General features: G+C 70.1%; 25 protein-coding genes. 23 read left to right on the plus strand and 2 right to left on the minus strand.

The window, feature by feature from the left end; translation table 11 throughout:
• The first annotated feature begins 2 nt into the window (after nucleotides 1-2).
• The 23 genes from VHR41_06395 to VHR41_06505 all read left to right on the plus strand — a co-directional run bounded on the left by VHR41_06395 (nucleotide 3) and on the right by VHR41_06505 (nucleotide 24,200).
• A complete protein-coding gene (locus VHR41_06395; GenBank protein HEX3233807.1) occupies nucleotides 3-2,456 on the plus strand; it encodes a UPF0182 family protein in 2,454 nt (817 codons plus the stop codon).
• A 58-nt stretch (nucleotides 2,457-2,514) separates the two neighbouring features.
• Nucleotides 2,515-3,456 (plus strand): carbamate kinase, encoded by a 942-nt coding sequence (locus tag VHR41_06400; GenBank protein ID HEX3233808.1) that lies wholly within the window; start codon nucleotides 2,515-2,517, stop codon nucleotides 3,454-3,456.
• The gene (sucC, locus tag VHR41_06405; GenBank protein ID HEX3233809.1) at nucleotides 3,453-4,592 is read left to right on the plus strand and encodes an ADP-forming succinate--CoA ligase subunit beta; all 1,140 of its coding nucleotides are present in this window, start codon (nucleotides 3,453-3,455) and stop codon (nucleotides 4,590-4,592) included. Before VHR41_06400 ends, sucC begins: the two co-directional genes overlap by 4 nt.
• Nucleotides 4,589-5,458 carry a succinate--CoA ligase subunit alpha gene (sucD, locus tag VHR41_06410; protein HEX3233810.1) on the plus strand — a complete coding sequence of 290 codons (870 nt, stop codon included), beginning with the start codon at nucleotides 4,589-4,591 and terminating at the stop codon, nucleotides 5,456-5,458. The genes sucC and sucD overlap by 4 nt, the downstream gene beginning before the upstream one ends.
• Before the next feature lie 117 nt (nucleotides 5,459-5,575).
• Nucleotides 5,576-6,007 carry a nucleoside-diphosphate kinase gene (gene ndk, locus VHR41_06415; GenBank protein ID HEX3233811.1) on the plus strand — a complete coding sequence of 144 codons (432 nt, stop codon included), beginning with the start codon at nucleotides 5,576-5,578 and terminating at the stop codon, nucleotides 6,005-6,007.
• A 100-nt stretch (nucleotides 6,008-6,107) separates the two neighbouring features.
• Nucleotides 6,108-6,530, plus strand: a complete 423-nt coding sequence (locus VHR41_06420) for a DUF177 domain-containing protein (protein HEX3233812.1) — start codon at nucleotides 6,108-6,110, stop codon at nucleotides 6,528-6,530.
• Between the two features lie 7 nt (nucleotides 6,531-6,537).
• Nucleotides 6,538-6,720: a 50S ribosomal protein L32 gene (gene rpmF / locus VHR41_06425; GenBank protein HEX3233813.1), complete on the plus strand. Its 183-nt coding sequence runs from the start codon at nucleotides 6,538-6,540 to the stop codon at nucleotides 6,718-6,720.
• 2 nt (nucleotides 6,721-6,722) lie between these two features.
• Complete coding sequence (gene plsX / locus VHR41_06430; GenBank protein ID HEX3233814.1) at nucleotides 6,723-7,736, plus strand: phosphate acyltransferase PlsX; 1,014 nt, start codon at nucleotides 6,723-6,725, stop codon at nucleotides 7,734-7,736.
• A complete protein-coding gene (locus tag VHR41_06435) occupies nucleotides 7,733-8,725 on the plus strand; it encodes a beta-ketoacyl-ACP synthase III (protein HEX3233815.1) in 993 nt (330 codons plus the stop codon). Before plsX ends, VHR41_06435 begins: the two co-directional genes overlap by 4 nt.
• Nucleotides 8,722-9,651: an ACP S-malonyltransferase gene (gene fabD / locus VHR41_06440; protein ID HEX3233816.1), complete on the plus strand. Its 930-nt coding sequence runs from the start codon at nucleotides 8,722-8,724 to the stop codon at nucleotides 9,649-9,651. Before VHR41_06435 ends, fabD begins: the two co-directional genes overlap by 4 nt.
• Complete coding sequence (gene fabG, locus VHR41_06445) at nucleotides 9,648-10,388, plus strand: 3-oxoacyl-[acyl-carrier-protein] reductase (GenBank protein ID HEX3233817.1); 741 nt, start codon at nucleotides 9,648-9,650, stop codon at nucleotides 10,386-10,388. Before fabD ends, fabG begins: the two co-directional genes overlap by 4 nt.
• A gap of 30 nt (nucleotides 10,389-10,418) precedes the next feature.
• Entirely contained in the window at nucleotides 10,419-10,658 is a 240-nt protein-coding gene (locus VHR41_06450) for an acyl carrier protein (GenBank protein ID HEX3233818.1), read from the plus strand.
• A gap of 1 nt (nucleotide 10,659) precedes the next feature.
• On the plus strand, nucleotides 10,660-11,901 hold the full coding sequence (gene fabF / locus VHR41_06455) for a beta-ketoacyl-ACP synthase II (protein HEX3233819.1): 1,242 nt from the start codon (nucleotides 10,660-10,662) through the stop codon (nucleotides 11,899-11,901).
• Between the two features lie 34 nt (nucleotides 11,902-11,935).
• Nucleotides 11,936-12,979: an AI-2E family transporter gene (locus VHR41_06460; GenBank protein ID HEX3233820.1), complete on the plus strand. Its 1,044-nt coding sequence runs from the start codon at nucleotides 11,936-11,938 to the stop codon at nucleotides 12,977-12,979.
• Between the two features lie 82 nt (nucleotides 12,980-13,061).
• Complete coding sequence (gene mqnE / locus VHR41_06465) at nucleotides 13,062-14,258, plus strand: aminofutalosine synthase MqnE (GenBank protein HEX3233821.1); 1,197 nt, start codon at nucleotides 13,062-13,064, stop codon at nucleotides 14,256-14,258.
• A complete protein-coding gene (locus tag VHR41_06470) occupies nucleotides 14,255-15,076 on the plus strand; it encodes a menaquinone biosynthesis protein (protein ID HEX3233822.1) in 822 nt (273 codons plus the stop codon). Before mqnE ends, VHR41_06470 begins: the two co-directional genes overlap by 4 nt.
• Nucleotides 15,077-15,173: 97 nt before the next feature.
• On the plus strand, nucleotides 15,174-16,232 hold the full coding sequence (gene mqnC, locus VHR41_06475) for a cyclic dehypoxanthinyl futalosine synthase (GenBank protein HEX3233823.1): 1,059 nt from the start codon (nucleotides 15,174-15,176) through the stop codon (nucleotides 16,230-16,232).
• Nucleotides 16,229-16,705, plus strand: coding sequence for a 2-C-methyl-D-erythritol 2,4-cyclodiphosphate synthase (gene ispF / locus VHR41_06480; GenBank protein ID HEX3233824.1), 477 nt, complete (start codon nucleotides 16,229-16,231; stop codon nucleotides 16,703-16,705). Before mqnC ends, ispF begins: the two co-directional genes overlap by 4 nt.
• Nucleotides 16,706-16,749: 44 nt before the next feature.
• Nucleotides 16,750-17,772: a TerB family tellurite resistance protein gene (locus tag VHR41_06485; protein ID HEX3233825.1), complete on the plus strand. Its 1,023-nt coding sequence runs from the start codon at nucleotides 16,750-16,752 to the stop codon at nucleotides 17,770-17,772.
• Nucleotides 17,769-18,689, plus strand: a complete 921-nt coding sequence (gene xerD / locus VHR41_06490; protein ID HEX3233826.1) for a site-specific tyrosine recombinase XerD — start codon at nucleotides 17,769-17,771, stop codon at nucleotides 18,687-18,689. Before VHR41_06485 ends, xerD begins: the two co-directional genes overlap by 4 nt.
• A 3-nt stretch (nucleotides 18,690-18,692) precedes the next feature.
• Entirely contained in the window at nucleotides 18,693-20,099 is a 1,407-nt protein-coding gene (locus VHR41_06495; GenBank protein ID HEX3233827.1) for a TolC family protein, read from the plus strand.
• Nucleotides 20,099-21,082, plus strand: coding sequence for an HlyD family efflux transporter periplasmic adaptor subunit (locus VHR41_06500; protein ID HEX3233828.1), 984 nt, complete (start codon nucleotides 20,099-20,101; stop codon nucleotides 21,080-21,082). Before VHR41_06495 ends, VHR41_06500 begins: the two co-directional genes overlap by 1 nt.
• 16 nt (nucleotides 21,083-21,098) lie before the next feature.
• Nucleotides 21,099-24,200 (plus strand): efflux RND transporter permease subunit, encoded by a 3,102-nt coding sequence (locus VHR41_06505; GenBank protein ID HEX3233829.1) that lies wholly within the window; start codon nucleotides 21,099-21,101, stop codon nucleotides 24,198-24,200.
• A gap of 2 nt (nucleotides 24,201-24,202) precedes the next feature.
• On the opposite strand, the gene VHR41_06510 is transcribed toward VHR41_06505, so the two are convergent.
• Together VHR41_06510 and VHR41_06515 are read right to left on the minus strand one after the other, a co-directional pair.
• A complete protein-coding gene (locus tag VHR41_06510) occupies nucleotides 24,203-25,927 on the minus strand; it encodes a putative ABC exporter domain-containing protein (protein ID HEX3233830.1) in 1,725 nt (574 codons plus the stop codon).
• Entirely contained in the window at nucleotides 25,924-26,661 is a 738-nt protein-coding gene (locus VHR41_06515; protein HEX3233831.1) for an ABC transporter ATP-binding protein, read from the minus strand. Before VHR41_06515 ends, VHR41_06510 begins: the two co-directional genes overlap by 4 nt.
• Nucleotides 26,662-26,707 lie beyond the last annotated feature (46 nt).

Genomic DNA, 26,707 nt, shown 5'->3' on the forward strand with positions numbered 1-26,707 from the left:
GGGTGTCCCGGCGCGGTCGGCGGCTCACCGCCGCGCTCACCGGACTCGTCGTCCTGCTGTTCGCGGGCCGCTGGACGGCCGGCATTCTCGCCGACCGGTGGTGGGCCGCGCAGGTGTCGCCCGCCGCCGTCGGGTTTCTCACCGATTGGTATCTCCTCCGGGCTATTCTCGACCTCGCCGCCGTCCTGCTAGCCTCGGCCTGGTTCATCGGGCACCTCCTGGCAGTCTACCGCGCGGTCGGCTCGGTACAGGTGCGCCGCAATGTCGCCAACCTCGAGTTCCGGGAAGCGCTCACCCCCAGCGCGCTGCTCACCATCGCAGTCGCGAGCGGTGGCGTCCTGGGGGTCCTGGTCGGCTCGGGCACCTCGCGGTGGGTGCACGAGGTGGCGCTCGCCTGGCAGGGCGTTCACTACGGGATGGCGGACCCGCTGCTGCAGCGGGACATCGGATTGTACGTGGCGCAGCTCCCGGTGTGGCGGGCGGCGCACGGCTTCGCCTTCCTGCTGCTCACGCTCGCGCTGGGCATCGTGTTCGCGCTGTATCTGGTGGTCGGAGCGGTCCGCTGGATCGAAGGCCGCCCCGCCATCAACAATCACGCGCGCATTCACCTCGGCTGGCTCCTGGCCGGACTCGCGCTGACCCTCATGTGGGGCTATCTGCTCGAGCGTTACGAGCTGGTGGCGCTGGGCGGAGTGCCCGCGGAGGCCATCTGGCGCGCCACCAGAAACGTGACGCCCATCCTGGCGGGCGTCGCGCTTGCTACCGCTGTGCTCTCCGTCGCCTGGGCGGTCCGCGCGCGCCACGCGCTGGCCGCCGCCGGATGGATCGTCCTCGCGGGGGCCTCGCTGGTGGGCCATCTGATGGTGCCGGCGGCCATCGCCGGCGACGCCGAGCCGCTGGCCGACTCGGCGAGCCTCGATCGGCTGGGCCGCTACGCATACGGGCTCGAGCAGTTGCGGGAGGTGACGGTGGCGTCGCGGGGGGAGCCGGTGCCGCCCCGCGTGCCGTCGTACTGGAGCCAGGAGACGCTTTCGCGAATCCTCGCTGTCGACTCGATGCACCTGCTGTCGATCGATGCCGCGATGCTCAGCGTGCAGGGCGGACCTCGTCCGGTGTGGCTCGCGGCGCGCACCCTCGGCGAGGGCCGGCTCTCACTGTCGGCGATCGCGGACGATCGCATCGGGCCCGCCGGCGAGCCACTCTACTACCAGTCGCGCGACTCGGTGCCGCGGCCCTCGGCGGGACCGCTGCTCGAGCTGGGGGAGGAGACGTTCAGGCCGGCCGCCGCGTCGTTCCGGGTGAACGGGCGCGACGGTCCGGGCGTGCCGGCCACCAGCTGGCACCGGCGCATCCTGCTGGCCTGGGCACTGCAGGCCGGGCGACTGCTGGGGCCGCTCCCGGCCGGCGCGCGGATCGATTGGCGGCTGTCCCCCAGCGCCCGGCTCGAATGCCTCGCTCCGTATGTGACGTGGGGCCAGCCGTCGGCTCGGGTAATCGACGGCGAGCTGGTCTGGCTGGTGGACGGCTACACTTCCAGCGCCACCTTTCCCCTCTCGCCCCGGATCACCTGGCATGATCGTTCCGTGGGTAGTCTCCGCGCGGGCTTTCTGGGAAGCGTGTCGGCGCTCACCGGAGCGACCCACATCTTTCTTCGTCCGGCGAGCGACCCGCTGGCGGAGGCCTGGGCGGGCATCTCGGAGGGTGTGGTCGAACCGGCGTCATCCATCCCCGGACCGGTGCTCCGTGCCGCGCCGTATCCGGAGGACCTCTTTGAGGCGCAGGCTCACGAGCTGGAGCGCCCCGCGTGGAATCTGGGAGCAGGCAGCGGACGAGTGCCCGCCGACAGCAACCAGCTCCCCCGCGCGGAGATCGCCTGGCTGCCGGATGCCGCGGGCCCGCAGCTCGTCGTCTCGTTCGAGCGGATCGCGGAGCGCCGCCTCACTGGTCTGCTGGTCGCGGGCCGGGAGGAAGACGGCGACGCGCTTCGACTGGCGCGCATCGATTCGGCCGCGGCGCTTCCGTCCCGAGGCACGCTGGAGACGCGCTGGTCGCGCTTCCCCAGTTACGCGGCCCTCAACGACTCGATCCGGGACGAGGGCGGCCGGCTCGATCACGGACCGCTGCGCTTCGATCTGAGCCCCGCCGGTGTGGTCGGCTACCGGATGAGCTTCGCCCGGCGCGCCAACGGAGGCCCGGCGGTCGTGTGGGTGAGCGTGGCCGCGCCGGGTGAGCGTCTGGGTGCCGGCCACACACTGGCGGAAGCGTGGAGCAATCTGCTGGGCGCCTCGGTGCCCGCGATCGCGGGTGCCGGTCCGGCCACCCGTCTGGACGACGCGCGGCAGCTCCTGCTCCGCGCCGATTCCGCGCTCCGCGGCGCGGACTGGGCGGAGTTCGGCCGGGCCTGGGAGGCGCTGCGAAAGACGCTCGGACTGCCCGCGGATTCCGGGGGACCGTGAGCTTGCTCGCCCCTGGGGCCGGGACTAGCTTGCAAGGCTTTTTGCGAGGGTGGTCCGCGTGAAGACGGCGGTGCTCGCGCTCGGCGGCAACGCGCTCGCCCACGCGGGAGAGCCACCCACCGTCACCAACCAGTTCCGTCGGGCGCGCGAGAGCATGGCGCCGATCGTGGAGCTGGCGCGGAACGGCTGGGAGATCGTGCTGGTGCACGGCAACGGACCCCAGGTGGGCGACGAGCTGCTGCGCAACGACGCGGCGCGCCGGCTGGTCGAGCCGCTGCCGTTGGGCGTGCTCGTCGCCGAGACGGCAGGCTGGATCGGCTACATGCTCCAGCAGTCGCTGCAGAACGCGCTCGCGGCCGCGCGGGTGCGTCGCGAGGTCGCGACGGTCATCACCCAGACGCTGGTCGACCAGTTCGATCCGGCCCTGAGCCGGCCCAGCAAACCGGTGGGCCACGCACTCTCTGACGCGGAAGCCAAGCGGCTGCGCGACGTGGGACGGTCCGTGGGGCGCGACGGCGCCGGCAACTGGCGCCGGATGGCCACCAGTCCCGTGCCGCTCGGCGTGGTGGAATTCCCCGTGGTGCGCCGCCTGCTGGAGCAAGGTACCATCGTGATCGCCGCCGGTGGCGGCGGCCCGCCGGTGTACGACGACCCACTGCTCGGACTGGAAGGGCTCGACGCGGTGGTCGACAAGGACCGAGTCTCGGCCATTCTCGCGGCCCAGCTCGAGGCCGAGGTGCTCATGATTCTGACCAACGTGGACGCGGTCTTCGCCGGCTGGGGCACGCCATCCGCGCGGCCCATCCGGCGCATGAGCCTGGCCGAGGCCGACGCCCTGGTGGCCGGGGACACGCTGGACGCCGGCGGGATGAGACCCAAGGTGGAAGCCGCCGCGGCATTCGTCCGGGCGGGAGGCCGGCGCAGCATCATCGCCCGACTGTCGGAGGGCCCGGCCGCGCTGCGCGGTGAGACCGGCACGACCATCACGAGGGAACCGTGAACCTGCATGAGTACCAGGCCCGTACCCTGCTCAAGGCGGCGGGAATTCCGATGTTCGAGGGCGACGTCGCCGCCACCCCGACGGAGGCAGAAGCGATCGCGCGACGGATCGGCGGCACCGTGGTGATCAAGGCGCAGGTCCATGCGGGCGGCCGGGGCAAGGCCGGTGGGGTGAAGCTGGCCCGTAACCCGGCGGAGGCCGCGGACTACGCCTCGCAGATTCTCGGTATGACGATCAAGGGGCTCACCGTCCACAAGGTGCTGATCGTGCCGGCGGCCGACATCGCCACCGAGAGTTACGTGGGCCTTATCATGGACCGCGAGACCCAGCGCCCGGTCTTCATGGTGAGCGCGGCCGGCGGCGTGGACATCGAGGAGGTCGCGGCCAAGACGCCGGAGAAGATCACCCGGCTGCCGGTCGACCCGGTCTACGGTCTGCTGCCTCACCAGGCGCTGACGCTGGCGTTCGGTCTCTATCGCGAGTTCGCCCACGTCCGGGCCGCCTCGCGGATCATGGAGCAGCTCTACAGCGTGTTCACCGGCAACGGGGCGTCGCTGGCGGAAATCAATCCGCTGGTCACTACACCGGACGGGCGGGTCCTGGCGCTGGACGCCAAGATCGTGGTCGACGACAACGAGCTGGACCGCCGCCCGGACCTGGCCCTGCTGCGCGACGAGAGCGCGGAGGAACAGAGCGAAGTGGCGGCCCGGCGGGCCAATCTGTCCTTCATCAAGCTGGACGGCAACGTCGGGTGCGTAGTGAATGGCGCGGGGCTCGCCATGGCCACGATGGACCTGGTCAAGTTCTACGGGGGCGAGCCCGCCAACTTCCTCGATATCGGGGGCAGCTCGAATCCGGAAAAGGTCATCAGCGCGCTCAAGATCATCACCAGCGATCCCAACGTCAAAGCGATCCTCTTCAATATCTTCGGCGGGATCACCCGAACCGACGACGTGGCCAACGGGATCGTGGCGGCCACCCGCCAGTTCAAGGTGAGCGTGCCGATCGTCATCCGGCTCACCGGCACCAACGAGGCGGAGGCCATCCGCATCCTCGAGGGTGTGGGCATGCGGGCGCTGAGCGATATGGACCAGGCCGTCGAGCAGGTGGTCAAGCTGGCCCGGGAGGCGGCGTGAGTATCTTCATCGACCGGCGCACCCGCCTGGTGGTGCAGGGGATCACCGGCCGGGAGGGCTCCTTCCACACCCGGCAGATGCTGGAATACGGTACGACCGTGGTGGCCGGGGTGACGCCGGGCAAGGGTGGCCAGCGGTTCGACGACAAGGTCCCGATCTTCAATACCGTGGCCCAGGCCGTCGCCGACACCGGGGCCAACGCGTCGGTCATTTACGTGCCGCCCGCGATGGCGGCCGGCGCGGTGCTCGAGGCGGCCGACGCGGGGCTCGCACTCATCGTGTGCATCACCGAGGGCGTGCCGGTCCTGGACATGGCGCGCGCGCTGCCGTTCGTGCGCTCGCGCGGGGCCCGGCTCATCGGGCCCAACTGTCCCGGTCTCATCACCCCGGGTGCAAGCAAGGTCGGCATCATTCCGGGGAATATCTGCGCTCCCGGACGGGTGGGGTTGGTCTCCCGCAGCGGTACGCTGACCTACGAGGTGGTGAACCACCTCACCCGGAACGGCATCGGGCAGAGCACCTGCGTCGGGATCGGCGGCGATCCGATCATCGGCACCGACTTCATCGATTGCCTCCGGGCCTTCCAGGCCGACGCCGGCACCGACGCCATTGTCATGCTGGGAGAGATCGGTGGCACCGACGAGCAGCGGGCCGCCAGCTTCGTTCGGGAGCACGTCACCAAGCCAGTCGTCGGCTTCATCGCCGGGCAGACCGCGCCCAAGGGTCGGCGGATGGGCCACGCCGGCGCCATCATCTCGGGCTCCTCCGGCACCGCGGAAGAGAAGCTCGCCGCGTTCGCGGCCGCGGGCATCGGGGTGATGCGTCGGCCGATCGACGTGGTCGAGCTGCTCCAGGCGAAGGTCTAAGCCAGCGCTGCTGCTCAGCCTTTCCGTGCCGTCTCGGTGTCCTCCGTGTCTCCGTGGTGAATCGGCCGAAGGAATCGGATCGGCCGAGCCAGCTCAACCATCCTGTCTGGAGGCTTCGTGGCCGTTTCGCTCACCCTCGGCATTCTCAAGCCCGACGCGCTCACGGCGCGGAACGCCGGGAAGATCATCGCGCACCTGGAGCAGGCGGGATTCAGCTTGCGCGCGGCGCGGCTGGTCCGGCTCACCCAAGCGCAGGCCGGCGCCTTCTACGAGGTCCATCGGGAGCGGCCGTTCTTCGCGGGACTGGTCAGCTTCATGACCAGCGGCCCGTGCCTGCCGATGGCGCTCGAGCGGGAGGATGCGGTGGCCACGCTCCGGACCGTCATCGGCGCCACCGACCCGGCCGAGGCGGCGGTGGGCACCGTTCGAAAGCTCTTCGCGGAGTCCAAGGGCCGGAACGCGATCCACGCGTCCGACAGCCCGGAGAACGCAGCTCGAGAGGTGGGATTTTTCTTCCCGGAAGGGGAGCTGGCGGGGCTCTGGGGCTGATCCGCGGTCTTGCCCCAAGTTGTTGTCACAGTTACTTTAAGCGGCTATGCTGCGAGTCAACATTCGGGACCTCCAACGGGGTCCCGTGCGGACGGACGGCGTGCTCCAGCCCGATGATCCTGTCCTGAATGGTCTGGAGCTCGGCCTCGCGGGGCCGGTGTCGGTGCAGGGCCAACTGCAGGCCGCCGGCGAGGGCACCTACCTCTGGCGAGGCAACCTGCACACCGTGGTGCGGGGCGAGTGCCGTCGGTGCCTCACCGAGGTGCTCGACGAGGTCGACATCGAGGTCCCCGCGGCGGTGTTCAGCACCGACTCCGAGGCCGCCGACGATCCCGACTTCTACCCGCTCCCCGAGCGCGCCACCCAGGTGGACGTCGCCGAGTCGGTGCGCGAGGAGCTCGCCCTGGCCATCCAGACCGAGCTGCTCCTCTGCCGTGAAGACTGTGCTGGACTCTGTCCCCGATGTGGGGCGGATCTGAACGCGGGGCCCTGCGCCTGTCGTACCCCCGCCGAACCCGTTTGAGGACATCATGGCAGTTCCGAAGCGTCGGACCTCGAAGGCCCGGAAGCGTCTGCGGCGTGGGCACCACGTTGCGGCCAGCGTGGCCACCCAGGCGTGTCCCCGGTGCGGATCGCCCAAGCTGTCCCATCGGGTGTGCGATTCCTGCGGCTACTACCGGGGCAAGAAGCAGGTCGAGGTCGAGGACGTCTGAGCGTGATCCGCGTCGCGGTGGACGCCATGGGGGGCGACCGCGCCCCGCAGGCGGAGATCGCCGGGGTCATTGAAGCGCTCACCAGTCTGCCCGACGATTTTGTGGTGCAACTGGTCGGGCGTCGCGACGTGATCGAAACCGAGCTCGCCAACTATCCCCGGGCCGACCGCAGCCGCCTCGAGATCCACGAGGCGGCTGACGTTATCGGCATGGCGGAGAAGCCGCTGGCCGCGGTGCGCCGAAAGCCGAACTCCAGCGTGGTCGTCGGCTTGACGCTGCAGAAGAACGGCGCGTCCGACGCCTTCGTCTCGGCCGGCAACACCGGCGCCACGCTGGCCGCCTCCACCCTGCTGTTTGGTCTCCACGACGGCGTCGAGCGTGCCACGGTGGCCACGCTCTTCCCCACTGGTGCCGAGCCGGTCCTGGTGCTCGACGGCGGCGCCAACCTCGATTGTTCCGCCCGCGAGCTGGTCGGCTTCGCCTATCTCGGCACGGTCTACGTGCGAGACCTGCTGGGCCGGCCCAATCCGGTGGTCGGGCTCCTCAACGTGGGCGAAGAGGAGGAGAAGGGCACCGCCGTCGTCCGCGAGGCGCACCAGCTCCTCAAGCGCTCGCCCCGGCTCACCTACGCCGGCAACATCGAGGGCCGCGATATCCTCCCCGGACCACAGCGCCGGGTTCCGGTCGATGTGGTGGTCTGCGATGGGTTCGTGGGCAACATCGTGCTCAAGTTCTACGAGTCCGCCGCGCGGGTGTTCGTGAGCCTGATCCGTGACCGCGCCCCCGACGTCTTCGAGCGGCCGGGCATGCGCGAGCTGGTCAGTCACCTGGACTACTCCACCTACGGCGGCGCGCCGCTCCTGGGGGTGCGCGGAGTGGCCATCATCTGCCACGGCTCCTCCAGTCCCAATGCCATCAAGAACGCCATCCGGGTCGCGGTGCAGGCGGTCAGCGCCGGTCTGACCCAGCACATCGCGGCCGAATTCTCTCAGCGCGAAACCGCCGCCAGCTCATGATGGCGCGTCCCTTCGCGGAGATCGCGAGCGTGGGCGTTGGCGTGCCGCCCGACGTGCTCACCAACGCCGATCTCGCCCGGACGCTGGACACCTCGGACCAGTGGATCGTCGAGCGCACCGGCATCCGGGAGCGCCGCATCGCCCGGCCGGAGCAGAGTGTGGCCATGCTGAGCCGGGAGGCGAGCGAGAGCGCGATGGCGCGCGCCGGCGTCGGCCCGGCCGACCTGGACGCCATCGTGCTCGCCACGGCTAGCCCGGATCGCCTGCTGCCCTCCACCGCCTGCGATCTCCAGGCCCTGCTCGGGGCCGACCAGGCCGCTGCGTTCGATGTCGGTGCCGCGTGCCCCGGCTACATCTTCGCCCTCACCGTGGCCGAGGGACTGATCGCCTCGGGACAGAGCGAGACGGTGCTGGTGGTGGGCGCCGAAAAGCTCTCCACCATCACCGACTTCCAGGATCGGTCCACCGGCATCCTCTTCGGCGACGGCGCTGGTGCCTCCATCCTCCGCCGCTCGACCAGCCCCGGACGCGGGCTCCTCGCCACCTACATCAAGTCGGACGGCCGGCTGGCCCCGCTGCTCTATCGCCCCGGGGGTGGGGCCGCCGATCCGATCAGCGAGAAGGTGGTCTGCGAGCGATCGCACTACATGAAGATGGCGGGACGCGAGGTGTTCAAGGCGGCCGTGCTGGCGATGGCCGAGGCGTGCGACGCGGTGCTTCGCCAGGCCGGCCTCACGGCGGACGACGTGGATGTCCTGGTGCCGCACCAGGCCAACCTCCGGATCATCGAGGCCACCGCCAAGCACGCGGGCCTGCCGATGTCCAAGGTGATGGTCAATGTCGACCGGTTCGGGAACACCTCGTCCGCCTCGATTCCGCTCGCGCTCGATCAGGCCGTGTCGGAAGGGCGGGTTCGGCCCGGATCGGTCGTCTTGTTCGTCGCATTCGGCGCCGGATTCACCTGGGGGAGCGCCGTCGCCCGGTGGTGAGCGTCCTCATGTGTCCGGGGCAGGGATCCCAGCGGGTGGGCATGGGACGCGATCTCGCCGAGCGGTTTCCCGCCGCCCGCGATACCTTCGCCGCCATCGACGACGCCCTCGGAATCCATCTGTCCCGGATCCTCTGGGAGGGACCCGAGGAAGAGCTGACGCTCACCCACTACAGCCAGCCCGCCATTCTCGCCCACTCGGCCGCCGTCTGGGCGGTGGTGGGTCACCGGTTCGCCGACGCCCGCGCCGCGGCGGGACACAGCCTCGGCGAGTACAGCGCCCACGTGGCGGCCGGGACGCTCGCCGCACCCGCGGCCGCCCGGCTGGTCCGCCGCCGGGGCGAGCTGATGTACCAGGCGGGACAGCAGCGACCCGGTGCCATGGCGGCCGTGCTCGGCCTGCCGACGGAGCAGGTCGATGAGGCCTGTGACGCGGCTTCCAGACCCGATGGCATCGTGGTGGCCGCCAACCTGAACGCCCCGGATCAGACGGTCATCTCGGGTGATGTCGCCGCCGTGGGCCGCGCCGGGGACGCGTGCAAGGTGCGGGGTGCCAAACGCGTGGTGCCGCTCAAGGTGAGTGGCGCGTTCCACTCTCCGCTCATGGCGCCGGCCATCGACGGCCTGCACGACGCACTCACGGAGGTTCCCTTTGCCGACCCGGCGTTCCCGGTCCTGGCCAACGCCAGCGGGGAGCCGGTGCGCACCGGGACCGACGCCAAACGGCTGCTGGTCGATCAGCTCACCGCTCCGCTTCGCTGGGTGGCGTGCATGCGCCAGGCGGCGGTGCTCGCCCCCGGGGCCACCTTCGTCGAGCTGGGTCCGGGCAACGTGCTGAGCGGGCTTGCCAAGCGCATCCTGCCGGGCGCGACGACCGTCACCCTGGGCACCGCTGCGGAAGTCGAGCAGTTCCTCGCGCGCGCATGACGGCGATCGATCTCACCGGCCGCTCGGCCTTCGTCACCGGCAGTACCCGCGGCATCGGGCTCGCCATCGCGCGGGCGCTGCACGGGGCGGGCGCCAAGGTCGCGATCGTCGGGCGGGACCAGGATCGGGCGGTATCGGTGGCGGCCGAGTTCGGCGAGCGGACCGTCGGGGTTGGCTGCGACGTGGCGCATGCCGACCAGGTGGAGCGCGCCATCGCCGCCGCGGAAGCGGCGCTCGGCCCGATCGACATCCTGGTCAACAATGCCGGACTCACCCGAGACAACATCGTCCTTCGGCTGAGCGAGGCCGATTGGGATGCCGTGCTGGACGCCAACCTCAAGGGCGCGTTCCACACCACCCGGGCGGTCCTCAAGGGGATGATGAAGCGGCGCGCCGGCCGCATCGTGAACATCACCAGCATCGTGGGCCTCACGGGCAACAAAGGCCAGGCCAACTACGCGGCCAGCAAGGCCGGACTGATCGGCTTCACCAAGTCGATCGCCAAGGAGTACGCCGGCCGCGGCATTCTGGCCAACTGCGTCGCGCCCGGCTTCATCGAGACCGACATGACCGCTGCCTTGCCCGAGGAGGCGCGGGCTACATTATTACAGGCCATAGAGCTCGGACGGCTGGGCCGGCCCGAGGACGTCGCCGGGGCCGTGCTCTTTCTGGCTTCCGACCTGGCCGGGTATGTCACCGGCCAGGTGCTGGTGGTCGACGGTGGAATGGTCATCTGAGGCGATCCTGAATCTCCAATCGAGGACGACATGAGCAACGTCGAAGAGAAGGTCAAGGACATCATCGTCGAGGAGCTGGGCGTCGAGCGGGAGAAGCTCACAAGCGAGGCCAGCTTCATGGAAGACCTCGGCGCGGACAGCCTGGACACGGTGGAGCTCGTGATGGCATTCGAGAAGGAGTTCGACATCGACATCCCGGATGAGGATGCGGAGAAGCTCCGGACCGTCGGCGACGCGATGAATTACCTGCACGAGAAGATCGGGAAGTAACTTGCCGCACCGTGTCGTCGTCACCGGCCTCGGCCTGGTGACCCCCGTCGGAACCGATGTCGAGTCGACCTGGAACGCGCTGCTTGCCGGCACCCCGGGCGCCGCGCCGATCAAGAAGTTCGATCCGGCCAAGCTCTCGGTCCGCTTCGCCTGCGAGGTCAAGGGCTTCGACCCGCTGCAGTACATCGACCGGAAAGAAGCCCGGCGGTACGATCTGTTCGCCCAGTTTGCCCTGGCCGCGGCGCATCAGGCCGTCAGCCAGGCCGGGCTCGAAGGACGCTTTCCCTCGCCCGAGCGCACCGGGGTGGTCATCGGCAGCGGCATCGGGGGCATGCAGACCTACGAAGAGAACTGCACGGCGTACGTGCTCAAGGGTCCGGACCGGGTCTCCCCATTCTTCGTCCCGATGTTCATCCCGGACATCGCACCCGGGCTGGTCTCGATCCGCTACGGGCTCAAGGGCCCCAACTTCGCCACGGTGTCGGCGTGTGCCTCGTCGGCCCACGCCATCGGCGAGTCGTACAACATGATCCGGTACGGCGCCGCCGACGCCATGGTCACCGGCGGATCGGAAGCCGCCATCACCGGTCTCACCGTCGCCGCGTTCGCCAACATGAAAGCGCTGTCCTTCCGGAACGATTCGCCCGAGACGGCCAGCCGGCCGTTCGACCAGGATCGGGACGGGTTCGTGCTGGGAGACGGCGGCGCGATCGTGGTGCTGGAGAGTCAGGAGCACGCCGAGCAGCGGGGTGCCCGCATCCTGGGCGAGGTGGTGGGCTACGGCCTGAGCGCGGATGCCTATCACATCACCTCGCCCGCGGAGCACGGTGAGGGCGCCCAGCGCGCCATGCGGGCCTGCCTCGCCGACGGCGGCATCGACGCCAATGACGTGGGCTACATCAACGCCCACGGCACCTCCACTCCGCAGGGCGACGTGGCCGAGACCGAGGCGGTCAAGGCCGTGTTCGGCGAGCAGGCGTACCGGCTGGTCTTCGGCTCCACCAAATCGATGACCGGCCATCTGCTGGGCGGTGCCGGGGCGCTCGAGTTCGCGGTCTCGCTGCTGGTGGTCAGGTGCGGGGTCATTCCACCGACCATCAACCAGTTCACCCCCGATCCCGAATGCGATCTCGACTCGGCGCCCAATCAGAAGGTCGAGCGGAGGGTCGACGTGGCGCTCTCCAACTCGTTCGGATTTGGCGGACACAACGTGACGCTGGGGGTCAAGCGGTGGGAGCCGTAGCGCGGCGTCCCACCCGTTCCAACCGTCGCGTCGGGTGACGACGGAGCGGGCGCCGGCCAGCTCGGCCGCCGTGATCATTCTGGCAACGCTGGCCACGATCTGCGCGCTGTACTTCGGGCGCGACTTCTTCATCCCCATCGCTCTATCCATCCTCTTCACCGGTCTCCTCCGGCCGCTGGTCCGCTGGCTGGAGGCGGCCCGGCTCCCCACCGCCCCCGCCGCCACGGCGGTGCTGGTGGTGCTGCTCGGCGCCGTCGCCCTTGGCGCGAACGCCTTGGCCGACCCGGTTCGCGGGTGGATCGCGAAGGCGCCGCAGACCCTGAACGAGGCCGAGGCCCGCCTCAGGAAGCTCCGCCGGCCATTCCAGCAGATCACCAGCGCCGCCGAGCGGGTCGAAAGCGGCGGCCAGGGCGAGGGCCAGACCGCCTCGTCCCCGCCGGGGCCGGGGATCGCGGTCCGAATCTTGGGCTCCACCACATCGCTGGTGGGGGGCATCGTGGAGGTCCTGCTGCTCACTTTCCTGCTGCTCGCCTCGGGCGACCTCTTCCTCCAGAAGCTGGTCAAGGTGCTGCCGCTTCGGGGGGACAAGGTCACGGCGGTGCGGATCGCGCACGAGGTGGAGGCCGCGGTCTCCCGCTATATGGGAGCGACGGCACTCATCAACCTGGGGCAGGGGGTCGTCGTCGCGCTGGCGATGTGGCTGCTCCACATGCCCAGTCCCGCGCTCTGGGGGGTGCTCACGTTCTTTCTGGAGTTCATTCCCTACCTCGGCGCGGCTTTCATGCTGCTCGCGCTGGGGGCGGTCGGGTTGGGCGGGTTCGACAGCGTCGGCCAGGCGCTGCTGGCGCCTGGGGCCTACCTCCTGATCAGCACGCTGCAGAACAACCTGGTGAGTCCTATCGCGTACGGGCGGCGCCTCCGGCTCAATCCGGTGGCGGTGCTCGTGGGAGTCCTCTTCTGGTGGTTCCTCTGGGGCGTGCCCGGCGCCTTTCTGGCGGTGCCGGTCATCGCGGCGGCCAAGATCATGGGTGACCACATCGAAGGCCTGGAGGCGGTAGGAGAGTTTCTGGCCGAGTGAGCCGGGAGGTCCCTGGCCCCGACCGGCGGGGGCGGTGTACCTTTGAGGGGGTTGTTTACTCCCTGCGCCCCAAGGAGATACGATGGCTGGCGAGCTCGATCCCACCCGGCTTCGGGATCCCGCGCTACACTCGATCGCGCGGAAAGTCATGGAGGGCGAGCGGCTGTCCGCCAGGGATGGTCTCGCGCTCTACGCCACCAGCGATCTGCTCGGCCTGGGCCGCCTGGCCGACACCGCCAACCAGCGCAGGAACGGCGACCGGGTCTTCTTCTCCGCCAACCAGCACATCAATCCGACCAACGTCTGTGTGCTCCGCAACACCTGCGTGTTCTGCTCCTTCGCGCGGATGCCGAAGGAGGAGGGCGCGTACACCCGCTCGCTTGAAGAGGTCTTCCACGAGGCGGAGCAGGCGCGCGGCATGCCGACCCGCGAGTTCCATATCGTAGGCGGGTTGCATCCCAAGCTCAGGCTGGCCTACTACACCGACATGATCCGGGGATTGAAGGAGCGCTTCCCCCACGTCCACATCAAGGCGCTTACCGCGGTGGAGATCGCGCACCTCGCTCGGATCGAAAAGATCTCCGAGCGCGAGGTGCTCCTGGCGATGAAGGAGGCGGGCCTCACCAGTCTTCCCGGTGGCGGCGCGGAGGTGTTCAGCACCGCGGTGCGTGCCACCATCGCCGAGCGGAAGCTCACCGGGGAGGAGTGGCTGCGGGTGCACCGGGTGGCCCACGAGCTGGGCATTCCGACCAACTGCACCATGCTCTACGGACACGTGGAGACGCCGGCGGACCGGATCGAGCACCTGGAACGTCTCCGCGCGCTGCAGGACGAGACCGGCGGGTTCCTCACGTACATCCCGCTGGCCTATCACCCCGACCACAACGAGCTGGGCGAGGAGATGGGGCGGGTGGGGACCGCCACGACGGGTTACGAGGATCTCAAGAACATCGCCGTGGCCCGGCTCTTCCTGGACAACGTGCCGCACGTGAAGACCCACTGGCCCATGGTGACGCCGTTCCTCTCCCAGATCGCGCTGAGCTTCGGCTGCGACGACGTGGAGGGCACGGTGGTCTACGAGCGGATCTATCACGAGGCGGGGGCCCACACCGCCATGCACATGCCCTATCTCGATCTGGTGCGGCTGATCCGGGGAGCCGGGAAGCGACCGGTCGAGCGGGACAGCCTCTATCAAACCGTCCGCGAGCAGTTCGACGATCCACCGCCGGAGCCGGCGCTCCGCCGGGGGGCGGCACTGCCGGTGGTGCACGCCGCATGAGGCTGGGACGGATTCCCTGGATCAACTGTTATCCCGTGTACGGCGCCATCGATCGGGGACTGGTGCCGATGCCCGCGTCGCTGGTGACGGGCACCGCCTCGGAGCTCAACGATCTGCTCGCGGCGGGCGAGCTGCAGGTGAGCGTCGTGTCGGCGGTGGAGTATGCCCGGAACGCGGCGGCGTATCACCTGCTGCCTGACCTGGCGATCACGTGCGACGGTCCGGTCCACAGTGTGGCCCTCTTCTCCCGCCGGCCGGTCGAGGAGCTGGACGGTCGAACGGTGCTGCTCACCGCCTCCTCGCGCACGTCGGTGCTGCTGCTCGATCTGGTCTCCCGTCATCGCTGGGGCGTGCGGCCGCGCTACGCCACCGCCCGCGCTGAAGCCGCGGACCTGACCGGGCTGGCCGGTCTGCCCCACGAAGCGGTGCTGGTGATCGGGGACGCGGCGTTGCTGCTGGCGGCGCAGGAGCTTTATCCGGTGCGAGTCGATCTGGGCGCGGAGTGGAAGGCATGGACCGGCCTGCCGTTTGTCTTCGCGGTGTGGGCGGCCCGCCGCGAGGCCGCACCCGCGGGCGTGCAGGCGGTGCACCAGCGGCTGCTGGAGTCGCGCGCCTGGGGGCTGGAGCATCTGGACCAGCTCGCCGCGGCCGCGGCCGCGAGCACCGGCGTCGCTGAAGCGGTCTGCCGCGAGTATCTCGGCGATCTGGACTATGCGCTATCGTACCGTCATCTGGCCGGCCTCACCGACTTCTTCCGTCGGCTGGCGCAGGAGGGGCTGGTTCCGGATGGATCGCTGTCGTTCATCGCGGCGGCGTAGGGAAGGGCGGCAAGGGCGGCAGGGACGGCAAGGACGGCAAGGTAGCGCAGGTGAGAGCGAAGCGCTCTATTTGTGAACCGCCTAACTGACAGTGGCTATGAGCGTTGTAGATCGCACATCAAGTGATTTCAAGGCGTTGCTGGCCCTCTACCAGCACGCCCCGCTCCTGGAGCTCGGCGAGCTCGCCGACGCCGAGCGCTGGCGGCAGCATCCGGAGAGTATGGTCACCTACATCATCGACCGGAATATCAACTACACCAACGTCTGCGTGGCTGACTGCCAGTTCTGCGCCTTCTATCGCCGCCCCAAAAACGCCGAAGGCTACGTCCTCAGCTTCGAGCAGATCGGCGCCAAGATCGACGAGTGCAAGGCCATCGGCGGCGTGCAGATCCTGCTGCAGGGCGGGCACAATCCGTACATCCCGTTCGAGTGGTACCTCGAGCTCATGCGCTACATCAAGGTCCATCACCCGATTCACATTCACGGCTTCTCCCCCTCGGAAGTCGTCTTCTTCAGCGAGCGCTTCGGACTGAGCGTCGCCGAGGTCGTGCGGGAGCTGCGGGCGGCGGGGCTCGACAGCATTCCCGGTGGTGGCGGGGAGATCCTGGTGGACGAGGTTCGCCGGCGGGTGGCCCGAAAGAAAGCCCAGACCGAGGAATGGCTCGGCGTGCAGGAGGAAGCCCATCGGCAGGGCATGAAGACCTCCGTCACCATGATGTACGGACTGGGCGAGACCGACGAGGACCGCATCGAGCACCTGCTGCGGGTCCGCGAGCTGCAGGCGCGCACCGGCGGATTCACCGCGTTCATCTGCTGGCCGCTGCAGCCCGAGGGCACGCCGGGCATGTCGCACTACCAGAAGACGGACGCGGTGACCTATCTCCGCATGCTCGCCATGAGCCGGATCGTCCTCACCAACGTGCCCAACCTTCAGTCCTCCTGGGTCACCATGGGGCATAAGGTGGGGCAGGTGGCCCTCCGCTTCGGCGCCAATGACTACGGCAGCCTGATGATGGAGGAGAACGTGGTCTCCGCGGCGGGTACCACCTACCGCACCACGCTGGGAGAGATCGAGCGCCTCATCCGCGACGCCGGCTACACGCCGATGCGCCGCCGCCAGGACTACAGCGTCATCCCGGAGCCGGCCGCGGCGTGACCCGTGTGGGGATCGGCTACGACTCCCACCGCTTCGTCGAGGGACGCCCGCTGATTCTCGGCGGGGTCACCATTCCCCATTCGCGTGGTCTCGCGGGGCACTCCGATGCCGATGCCGTGGCCCACGCGCTCACCGACGCCATGTTGGGCGCCGCCGGCGCCGGCAACATCGGCCAGCTCTTCCCCGACAGCGATCCGCAGTGGAAGGACGCCGACTCGATGGAGCTGCTGCGCACGGCGCACGAGCTGATCCGCGGCCGGGGACAGCGGCTGGTGCAGGCGGACCTCACGATCATCACCGAGCTTCCCAGGCTGCAGCTCCACCTGCCAACGATGGCCGCGTCGCTGGCCGCGCGGCTCGCGCTGCCGGCCGGGGCCATCAGCGTGAAGGCCAAGACCAACGAAGGGATGGGCTTCATCGGACGGGGCGAAGGACTCGCCGTGATGGCGGTGGCCCTGCTGGAGGCCCGCTGATCGAGTCCCTGCTCGCCTGGGTCTCACAACTCCCGCCACTGGCGGTGTACGCGGTCCTGGCTCTGCTCGCCGCGGTCGAGAACGTGGCTCCGCCGGTCCCCTCCGACGCTGCCGTCGCGCTGGGCGCGTTCCTCTCAAATCGCGGGGTGACCACGCCGTTCGCCGTCTTCGCCGTCACCTGGACCGCCAACCTGGCCGGAGCCGCCGGGGTCTACCTGGCGGCACGCCGCTATGGCCGGCGTCTCTTCGCTAGCCCCACCGGCCGCCGCCTGCTGGCGCCGCGCTCACTCGCGGTCATCGAGCGGGAATATCTCCGCTTCGGGACGATCGGCATCTTCATCAGCCGCTTTCTTCCCGGCCTCCGCGCGGTGGTGCCGCCCTTTGCGGGGCTGGTCGGCCTCGGCGTGGTGCGGACGCTGGTGCCGATGGGGATCGCCTCCGCCATCTGGTACGGCGGCATCATCGCGCTCGGCGCCGTGATCGGAGCCGAGTGGAGCCGGATCAGTGCGGTCCTCGCGCGCGTCAACACGACGCTGGCGATCGCGGCCGTGGTGCTGATCGCGGTCGTGCTGGCGTGGCGCTGGCGTCGTCGACGCGCGCGCGAACGGGAGCGCGTCTGGCACGCCACCCAGGACGCGCTTGAGCCCGCCGCGCCGACCTTCCTGGCCGGGACCGACATCGCGGAGGGCTCCGCGCGCGTGGCGGCGGCCATGCTGGTCCTGGAGCTGGCCTACGCGGACCCGGTTCTCACGCCGGCCGACAGGGAGCTGGTCGCGGCCCATCTGCGGACCCGCTGGGGCGTGGGCGGTTCGTCGGAGCCGCCGGCCCCGGCCCCGGAGGCCCTCCGGCGCAGCCGCTTTGCCGACTATGCAAAGCGCCTGCGGCAGCGCTCCTCGCGGACCCAGCGGCTGGAGCTGGTGGAACGGATGTGGACCGTCGCCTTCGGCGACGGCGCGATCGGAAAGCACGAGGAGCGTCTGATGCACCTGGCGGCCGAGCTGCTGGCCATTCCGCCCGCCGAGCTGTCGGAGATGCGCCGGCGGCTGGAGGAACAGAGGAGCCCGTGACGGTCGCGGACCTGCGTGAACGGATCTCCCGTGAGTTCTGGCTGGAGGGCTTCCGCGACTACCTCTCGCTCGAGTCGGGACACAGCGCCAACACCGTGGAGGCCTACCTTCGCGATCTACACCGGATGGGCGAGTTCGCCGTGTCCCGCGGGGTGCACCACCCGGAGAAGGTCACCCGGCCGCTGCTGCGGGAGTTCGTCTACCTGCTCAAGGACCTGGGATTGAGCGCGGCGACCATCCGCCGGGAAGTCTCCGCAGTCCGCACCTATTTCGGATTCCTGGTCTCCGAAGGCCGACTGACCGACAACCCGAGCGATCGGCTGGAAAGCCCGCGGCGCGGCCGGGTCCTGCCGCCCACGCTGAGCGTCACCGAGGTCGAGGCGCTGCTCGGCTCGCCCCGGGTGGAAGAGCCGCTCGCCTGGCGGGACCGGGCGCTGCTGGAGATCGGCTACGGCGGCGGGCTCCGGGTGTCCGAGATCTGCGGGCTGGCGATCACCGATCTACTGCTGTCGGAGAACCTGGTCCGGGTCTTCGGCAAGGGTGGGAAGGAGCGCCTGGTTCCGATCGGCCGCAGCGTCATCGGTGCGGTGTCGGTGTATCTGCACACGATACGGCCGGAGCTGGACCGCGGGCGGAGCCAGAGTAAGGTGCTGCTCAATGCTCGGGGCGAGCCGCTCTCCCGGGTCGGGGCGTGGGGCATCGTGAAGCGCGCGGCGGCGCGCGCGGGGATCACCAAGCGGGTCACCCCGCACACCCTGCGCCACAGCTTCGCCACCCACCTGCTGGAAGGCGGCGCCGATCTCAGGGCGGTGCAGGAGATGCTGGGACACGCCGACCTCTCGACCACCCAGATCTACACCCACGTCGATCGCGAGTACCTGCGGTCGGTGCACAAGCAGTTTCATCCCAGAGGTTGAGCGATGCGACCTTCCAGCGTGGTGTCGCTCCTGCTGGCCCTCGCCACCGCCGCCTGCGTACGCTACCGTGCCCAGCCGGTCGATCCGGCAACGTTTCCCGCCGCCTATCGTCAGCGCCGGCTCGATGATTCGGCCCTCGTGGCCTACGTCAGGCGTTGGGCCGAGCCGCCCGCGAGGGCGCGTTGGACCGATCGCCAGCTCGCGCTGGCGGCCCTGCTGCTGCGCCCTGAGCTGGCACGGGCGCGGGCCCAGTGGCGAGCGGCGCAGGTCGGCGAGCGAAGCGCCGGTGCCCGGCCTGCCCCTGGTGTGGAGGCCGACATCGAGCGAGCGGTCTCCGGAAGTGGCGCGCACTCGCCTTGGGTCGTCTCGCTGGCCGGGCTCCTGACAGTGGAGCTGGGCGGCAAGCGCGGGGCTCGGGTGCAGCAGGCGCGGGCCCGAACCGCGCGGGCGGAAAGCGATCTGCACCTGACCTTCTGGCGAGTGGTCCAGGACGCCCGGGCCGCCGCCCTGAGCGTCGCACTCGCGGCCGCCGAGCTCGACGAGGCGCATCGGGAGCTGTCGGCGGTCGCCCGGATCCTGGGATTCGAGCGCGAGCGGTTCGCCGAGGCGGCGCTCACCAGCAGCGAGCTCGCCCGGACCGGCGGCGAGCTGCAGGAGGCGCGCGCGGCGGTGGGGTCGGCGGAGCGGACGATGCTCGAAGCCCGAGCACGGCTGGCCGGGGTGGTCGGTCTCCCAGCGCGGGCGCTCGACTCCGTTGCGGTCGTGGTCTCGCCGACCGCCGGCTGTCAAGCGAGCGATTCGCTCGATTCGGATTCCTTGGCATCTCTCGCGCTGTCCCGACGTGCCGAAGTCGGACAGGCGCTGGCGGACTATGCCGCTGCCGAGGCCGCGCTCTACCTCCAAGTCGCTCGGCAGTATCCCGACCTGGGCCTGGGGCCAGGGTTCATCTGGGATCAGGGTGTGCACCGCTGGGCGGTGGCACTGGCGGCACCCGGGCTGCTCGCTTTTCGGAATCGCGCGCCGATCGCGGAGGCCATCGCCGCACGCAGTGCCGCCGCGGCCCACATCGCCGAAGTGCAGGACTCGGTGCTGGTCGAGATCGGTGTGGCGGTCGCCGGCTGTCGCGGGGGCCGGCTCGAGCAGGTGGGAGCCGACTCGCAAGCGGTGGTGGCGGGGCGCGCGCTGGCACTCGCCGAGGCCGCATATCAGCGCGGGGAGACGACGCGACTGGACCCGGCGCTGGCGCAGCTCGGCGTCGCGCGAGCCGAGCGGGCGAGTCGCGCGGTTGAGCGGACGGTTCGATCAGCGGCGCTCGCGCTGGATGCCGCGCTCGCCATGTGGCAGGGAGCCCCCGGCGAGCGATGGCCGGACCCGCGCGAGGAGATCGCCATGCCAGGCGTGAGCCACTAATGGGAACCGCCCGCCGGGTTCTGCCGATCGTGCTCGCCCTGGGCCTCGCCGCCGCCCTGATCCTGTTGTACCGGGCGCATCGCCGGCAGGTCGAGCTCCAGGCCCAGCGCGACGCGCCGGTGGTCGCGGCCAGTCGGCTGGAGGAGAGCAGGGAGGCCGTCTTCGTGTCGCTCGATTCGGCGGACAGCCGGCGGATCGGGCTCGCGACGGAGCCGCTTCGTGCGATATCCCGGGCGCCGGAGGAACGGCTCGCCGCCGAGGTGGTGGCGGAGCCGGAGCGCACGGCAGTGCTGCGGGCTCCCGTGGGTGGGCGCCTCACCGTACCGGGGGGCGCGCGCTGGCCCAGTCTGGGGACCGAGGTGCGGGCCGGCGTGCCGATCGCACAGGTGTCGGACGCCAGGCCGCTTGCCTCGCCGATCGCCGGCGTCGTTTCCCGGGTGGGAGCGCAGCCGGACGCGATCGTCGAGCCCGGACAGGAGTTGCTGGAGATCGTGGATTACAGCCGGCCGCTGGTGCGGGTCGGGTGGGCCGAGCCGGCCGGTGGCTCGCCTCGACGTTCGATCGTTCTCAGCCCGCCGGGTACCACGCTCCGGATTTCCGCGCGCCTGGTCGGTCCCGCCCCTGAAGCCGATCCGGTGACCCGCCGGCCTGCCTATCTCTACCGCGCCGTCCGTACCTGGCCGGGCGCGACGCCGGGCACGCCGGTGATGGCGCTGGTACCGGGGCAGACGCGCGCGATGGCAGGTGTACTGGTGCCCGACCGCGCCGTGGTGCAATGGGACGGCTTCGCCTGGGTCTACCTGCAGCGCGCGCCGGGCCGCTTCGAGCGGGTGCGACTCTCCACCGAGCGGCCGGCGCCCGGTGGCTGGCTCGCCGGCGCGCCACTCATGGCCGGGGACACCGTCGTGGTCACCGGCGCGGAGGAATTGCTCTCCGAGGAGTTCCGCGCCCGGGTGACCGTGGGGGACGAGGCCGGCGAGTGACGCTGCCCGCGGCAGCATGCTGACCACCCTGGTCCGAGGCGCCATCCGGCACCGTGGCGTGGTGATCGGGTTGGCGCTTGCACTGGTGGTCTACGGAGCGGGTGTCGTCGCCGGATCCCGGCTCGACGTCTTTCCGGAGTTCGCGCCACCCCAGGTCTCCATCCAGACCGAGGCGCCGGGGCTCTCGCCGGAACAGGTCGAGATCCTGGTGACCAAGCCGATTGAGGACGCGATCAACGGCGTCGAGGGCATCGCCGCCGTCCGCTCGCAGTCGATCCAGGGCCTCTCCGTCATCACCGCGGTACTCGCGGAGCACGTCGACATCTATCGCGCTCGGCAGTCGCTGGCGGAGCGGCTGGGCGAGGCCGCGGGCCGGCTGCCCGAGACGGTTCAGCCGCCGGTCCTGACCCCGCTCACTTCGTCTTCCAGCACCGTGCTGGTGATCGGCCTCACCTCGGGAACCCGCTCACCGGCGGAGCAGCGCACGTTCGCCGATTGGGTGCTGCGGCCCCGGCTGCTCGCGACGCCGGGTGTGTCCAAGGTGGCGGTGTTCGGCGGTGAGGTCCGCCAGCTCCAGATCCAGCTCGATCCGGAACGCATGCGGACCTACGGGATCGGAGTTGCCGAGGTGACGGACGCGGCCCGTGAGGCCACCGGCGTTCGCGGTGCAGGCGTGATCGACCAGCCGAATCAGCGGATCACCATCCGCGCGGAGGGCCAGGCGCTGACACCCGAAGCGCTGGGTCGGACCGTCGTGCGGGAACAGGGAGGATCGGTCCTCCACCTCACCGACATCGCGCGGGTCGTCGAGGCTGCCGAGCCCCGCATCGGGGAAGGGGGGGTGCAGGGGCAGCGTGGTCTCGTCATCGTCGTCTCGGCGCAGCTCGGCGCCAACACCAAGGTCGTAGCACAGCGCGTGGAAGCGGCCCTGGCGCGGCTGGAGCCCACCATTCGCGCGAGCGGGCTGCTCCTGCATCCCAGGATCTTCCGGCCCTCGGAGTTCATCGACCTGGCCCTGCGGAACATCGTGACCTCGCTGTTGCTGGGTGCGGTGCTGGTCGCCGCGATTCTGCTGGTCTTCCTCTCCGACCTCAGCGCCGCCGCCATCTCCCTCACCGCCATTCCGCTCTCCCTGCTCACCGCGCTCATCGTGCTCGACCTCCTCGGCTTCGGGATCAACACCCTTACGCTCGGCGGCCTCGCCATCGCGCTGGGGGAGGTGGTGGACGATGCCATCATCGACGTGGAGAACATCGCCCGCCGGCTGCGGGAGCACCGGGCCGCGGGAGGACGGGGCCGGAGCGCCGCGGCCGTGGTGCTCGATGCGTCACTGGAGGTTCGGGGAAGCGTGGTCTACGCCACCTTCGTGGTGGCCGTGGTCTTTCTCCCGGTGCTCGCGCTGACCGGGGTGCAGGGCGCGTTGTTCCGGCCGCTGGGCCTGGCCTATATCCTGGCGATCCTCGCGTCCCTGGGAGTGGCATTGACCGTGACGCCCGCCCTCACGCTGTTCCTGCTCGGCCGGCGCAGTCACCGGACGCATGAGTCGCCGGCGCTCGCCTGGATCAAGGCGCGCTACGCCCGTCGGCTCGAGTGGCTGGCCGACCGCCCCGTCGCGGTCGGCGCCGCTACGGCGCTGCTCTGTCTCGCTGCACTGGCGACGCTCCCTTTCTTCGGGGCCACCTTCCTCCCCGAGTTTCGTGAGGGCCACTACCTGATACACATGTCCGCCGTCCCGGGCACCTCGCTGGATGAATCGATGCGACTGGGAGCCCGGGTGACGGAAGCGCTGCGTCGGGACCCGCGTGTTCGTTCCGTGGCTCAGCGCATCGGGCGCGCCGAGCTGTCGGAGGACACCTGGGGAACCCACTACACCGAGTTCGAGGTGGACCTGGTGCCGCTCAAGGGCCGGGAGGCTGAGACCGTGCAGGATGATCTGCGGGCGGTTCTCGCCCGCTTCCCCGGCGTCAACTTCGCCATCAGAGGATTCCTCGCGGAGCGAATCGAGGAGACGCTCACCGGGTCCACCGCGGAGCTGGTCGTTCGGGTGTTCGGAGATGACCTCGATAGTCTCGATCTGGCCGCCCGCAGGGTCGCCCAGACGCTGGCCCGCGTGCGCGGCACCGCCGACGTGCAGTACGATCCGCCGCCGGTAGCGCCGGAGGTGGTGATCCGCCTCCGGCCGGCCGAGCTGCCGCTCTACGGTCTTCGCCCCAACGAGGTCCTCACGGCGATTGCCACGGCGACCCGGGGCGCCCGGGTCGGCCAGACCTTCGACGGAAACCGCGCCACCGACGTGGTGGTCACGCTCCTGCCGGAGCGCCGGGCCCGGCCCGAGGACCTCAAGGCCCTCCCGCTCGCGGGCGTGAGCGGCCGGCTGGTGGAGCTGGGCCAGGTCGCGGACGTGGCACGGACGACAGGGCGATTCCTCATCAGCCACGTGGGAGCCCGCCGGGTGCAGACGGTGACCGCGAACGTACGCGGGCGCGACGTCGAGAGCGTGACCCGCGATCTCGAGCGCACCCTCGGACCGTCGGCCAGACTGCCGGCCGGCGTCTACGCCGAGATCGGGGGCAGCGGCACCGCGCAGCGAGCGGCGCGAGCGGAGCTGCTCCGCAACAGCCTGCTGGCCGGGGCGGGGATCCTGATGCTGCTGTGGCTGGCCTTCGGGGAGGCACGCCGGCTCCTGCTGGTGCTGGCCAATCTTCCGTTCGCGCTGGTGGGCGGCGTGCTCGCGGTCTTCGCCACGGGCGGGCTGCTCTCGCTCGGGTCGCTGGTCGGCTTCGTCACCCTGTTCGGCATCGCCACGCGGAATGCGGTGATGCTGATCTCGCACTACGATCACCTGGTGCGGGAGGAGGGCGCGACCTGGGGTCGGTCCACCGCCACCCGCGGCGCCTTGGAGCGGCTCGGTCCGATTTTGATGACGGCGCTGGTGACCGCGCTCGGCCTTCTTCCGCTGGCGCTGGGGAGCGGCGACCCGGGGCGCGAGATCGAGGGTCCGATGGCGATCGTCATCTTGGGCGGCTTGACCACGTCCACTTTGCTCAGCCTCTTCGTGCTGCCCACCCTGGCCCTACGCTTCGGCCGCTTCGCAGCTGCCGGTGAGGAGGTCGAGTAGGATCACCCCACGATCCCGGCCGATGCCGGGTCGGTCCGCTCGAACACCCCGCCGAGCCAGCGCACCAGAAGCATCGCCTCTCCCGCCAGCGCAAGGAGCAAGACTACGCTCCCCGGCACGATCGCCCAGAGCCCGGCCGGATCTCCCAGCAGCAGAAACATCCCCGCGCCGAGCGCCGCCGGCACCGACAAGGCGAGCCCGAGCACCGCGAGGAACGCGACTACCATCAACATGTTCTGGCCCAGCACCTCGACCCCGCCGGGACGACCCCCACCTAGATGGACCCATGCGGGAAAGAGGATCGCCGCCGCGTTGTGGATGAGCAGGCCCATGAAGTTGATCGCCGGCAGATACACCAGCGCGGCGGCCAGAATGATGCTCCGCATTTTCAGTCCAGGCTCGGCGCCGGCGTTTCCCAGGAGCGCCAGATAGGCCACCAGGAGGAGCGCGAGCTGGGCCACGGTGAGCACCAGGGTGGAGGCGGCCACCTCCGCGGTCACGATCGCGGTTCCCTTGAGCGGGTAGCTTCGCAGCAGGTCGAGCTTGAGCAGGTCTCCCCGGAGATCATTCCTCACCCATTGGGGTCCGATGACGATCATCAGTCCGGCCCACGTCGCGGCCAGCCAGCCCGCCAGCTCGGCGACGCCGCCATGTGAGGTGAACGACAGCAGGGTCACAACCACGCTCGCCAGCGCCAGGCCGGCCGCGGTGTTGCGGATCCGGCGAGTGCGGACCACGGCCAGCAGGTTCTTCCAGAGGATCGCGCCCGCCGGCCAGCCCAGGGGCCGAAGCCGAAGGAACGGCGGGAGCCGCCGGTGGGCCAGCCGCGGCACGACACTCGCACCCGAGCGTCCCGCCGCCAGGTGCTTGGCTCGCTGGAGCGACGCTTCCGCGGCTGCCTCCTCGAACGCCGTGTCCGAGCGGATCACCCAGATGTAGTGAAGGACCAGCAGAAGCATGGCCGGCCCGACCGCCCGGAGCCACGCATCCGGCGTCGGCGCGGTGAGCGGGCGGACCATGATCTCGAAGGGACGGAGCAGCGATCCCAAGAGCGGTCGGCTGCTGGCCTCCACGATAGCGGCCAGAAAGCTCGGTGCCCCTTCGGACCACCCCTCGCCCAGCGCGGGCAGCGCGTCCCGGACGCTCCACACGAACGCGATCAGCACCGCGCCGACCGCCAGCAGGGACATCACCCGGTGGCGCAGGGCGAACCGCCCGTGCTCCAGCAGACTGGTTCGCACAAACGAGGCACCCAGCCGGTGGAAGGACAGGGTAGTGAGGAGAATCCAGATGGAGAGCGCCCGGAGCCAGGGCGAGACACCGAACCGCTCGCGGGCCAGGATCAGGGTCCAGAGGAGCGAATTGAAGAGGATGAGCAGCTGGTTCCGGAGCAGCTTGTAGTGCACCAGCCCGGTGCGGGTGACGGGACCGGAGAACAGAAAGGTGACCTCCGCGGGCGAGAAGGCGAGCACCCGGCGCTCCACCCCGAAGACCCACCCCCATGCCGCCGTGCCGGCCACCGCCAGCGCGGCCAGCAGCTCGACCCAGCGGCTCTCGATGCCGCGCGGCGCCGTCGGTGCCGGCCGCTGCTGCACCAGCACGAGCCAGAGATATCCCAGCCCGAACGCCACGGCCGCGAGGTAGCGCGGACTCCGAAGCTGCCGGAGCTGCCGCGCCAGACGGTTGCGTCCCGTGCACCAGGCCAGATAGCGGAACGCCTGGATCATGCTTCGGCCGGCCCCTCCTGACCGATCAGCGCCAGAAACACGTCCTCCAGCCGCCGGCCCAGCATCTCGGGCCGCTCGGCAATGATCTCGGGGATGGTGCCGAAGGCCACCGCTTTGCCCCGGTTCATGATGAGCACCCGGGTACAGATCTCTTCCACCAGATGCAGCAGATGGGAGCTCAGGATCACCGCCGCTCCCTCCTCGGCCCGGCGTACGATGGTCGCTTTCATCCGACGAATCCCCACCGGATCGAGGCCGGTCAGCGGCTCGTCCAGCAGCAGCGCGCCGGGATGGTGCAGCAGCCCGCAGGCGATGGCGAGCTTCTGCTTCATGCCCCGCGAGAGCTCGCCCGGCAACGCGCTCCGCTTGGCGGTCAGTCCCAACTCCTCCAGAATGCCGGGGAGGCGCTCCTCCACCTCCGGCACCTGATACAGACGGCCCACGAAACGAAGGTGCTCTTCGACGGTCAGGTAGTCGAACAGATGCGGCTCATCGGGAATGAAGGCCAGCACCCGCTTGGCGGCCACCGGCTCGCCGGCCAGATCGTGCCCCGCGATCCGGATCCGGCCGGCACTCGGAATGATGATGCCGGCGATGCTCCGGATCGTGGTGGTCTTCCCGGCGCCGTTGGGGCCGACCAGGCCGAGCACTTCCCCCGGCTGGACCCGGAACGACAGGCCCTGGACGGCGGGGAAGTCTCCGTAGAGCTTTTGCAGTCCGTCGACCTCGATCACCGGGCCGCCCGGTGAAACTTTCGCAGGTCGCGAAGCGTCTCTCGAT

The sequence above is a fragment of the Gemmatimonadales bacterium genome (genome assembly GCA_036265815.1).
In the GTDB taxonomy this organism is placed as follows: domain Bacteria; phylum Gemmatimonadota; class Gemmatimonadetes; order Gemmatimonadales; family GWC2-71-9; genus CAVVWJ01.

Bases quoted from the DNA above. Each gene is read 5' to 3' on its own strand.
- rpmF (HEX3233813.1), top strand. From the start codon at position 6,538: ATGGCAGTTCCGAAGCGTCGGACCTCGAAGGCCCGGAAGCGTCTGCGG.
- VHR41_06435 (HEX3233815.1), top strand. From the start codon at position 7,733: ATGATGGCGCGTCCCTTCGCGGAGATCGCGAGCGTGGGCGTTGGCGTG.
- fabG (HEX3233817.1), top strand. From the start codon at position 9,648: ATGACGGCGATCGATCTCACCGGCCGCTCGGCCTTCGTCACCGGCAGT.
- VHR41_06450 (HEX3233818.1), top strand. From the start codon at position 10,419: ATGAGCAACGTCGAAGAGAAGGTCAAGGACATCATCGTCGAGGAGCTG.
- mqnE (HEX3233821.1), top strand. From the start codon at position 13,062: ATGGCTGGCGAGCTCGATCCCACCCGGCTTCGGGATCCCGCGCTACAC.
- VHR41_06470 (HEX3233822.1), top strand. From the start codon at position 14,255: ATGAGGCTGGGACGGATTCCCTGGATCAACTGTTATCCCGTGTACGGC.
- mqnC (HEX3233823.1), top strand. From the start codon at position 15,174: ATGAGCGTTGTAGATCGCACATCAAGTGATTTCAAGGCGTTGCTGGCC.
- VHR41_06495 (HEX3233827.1), top strand. From the start codon at position 18,693: ATGCGACCTTCCAGCGTGGTGTCGCTCCTGCTGGCCCTCGCCACCGCC.
- VHR41_06500 (HEX3233828.1), top strand. From the start codon at position 20,099: ATGGGAACCGCCCGCCGGGTTCTGCCGATCGTGCTCGCCCTGGGCCTC.
- VHR41_06505 (HEX3233829.1), top strand. From the start codon at position 21,099: ATGCTGACCACCCTGGTCCGAGGCGCCATCCGGCACCGTGGCGTGGTG.
- VHR41_06510 (HEX3233830.1), bottom strand. From the start codon at position 25,927: ATGATCCAGGCGTTCCGCTATCTGGCCTGGTGCACGGGACGCAACCGT.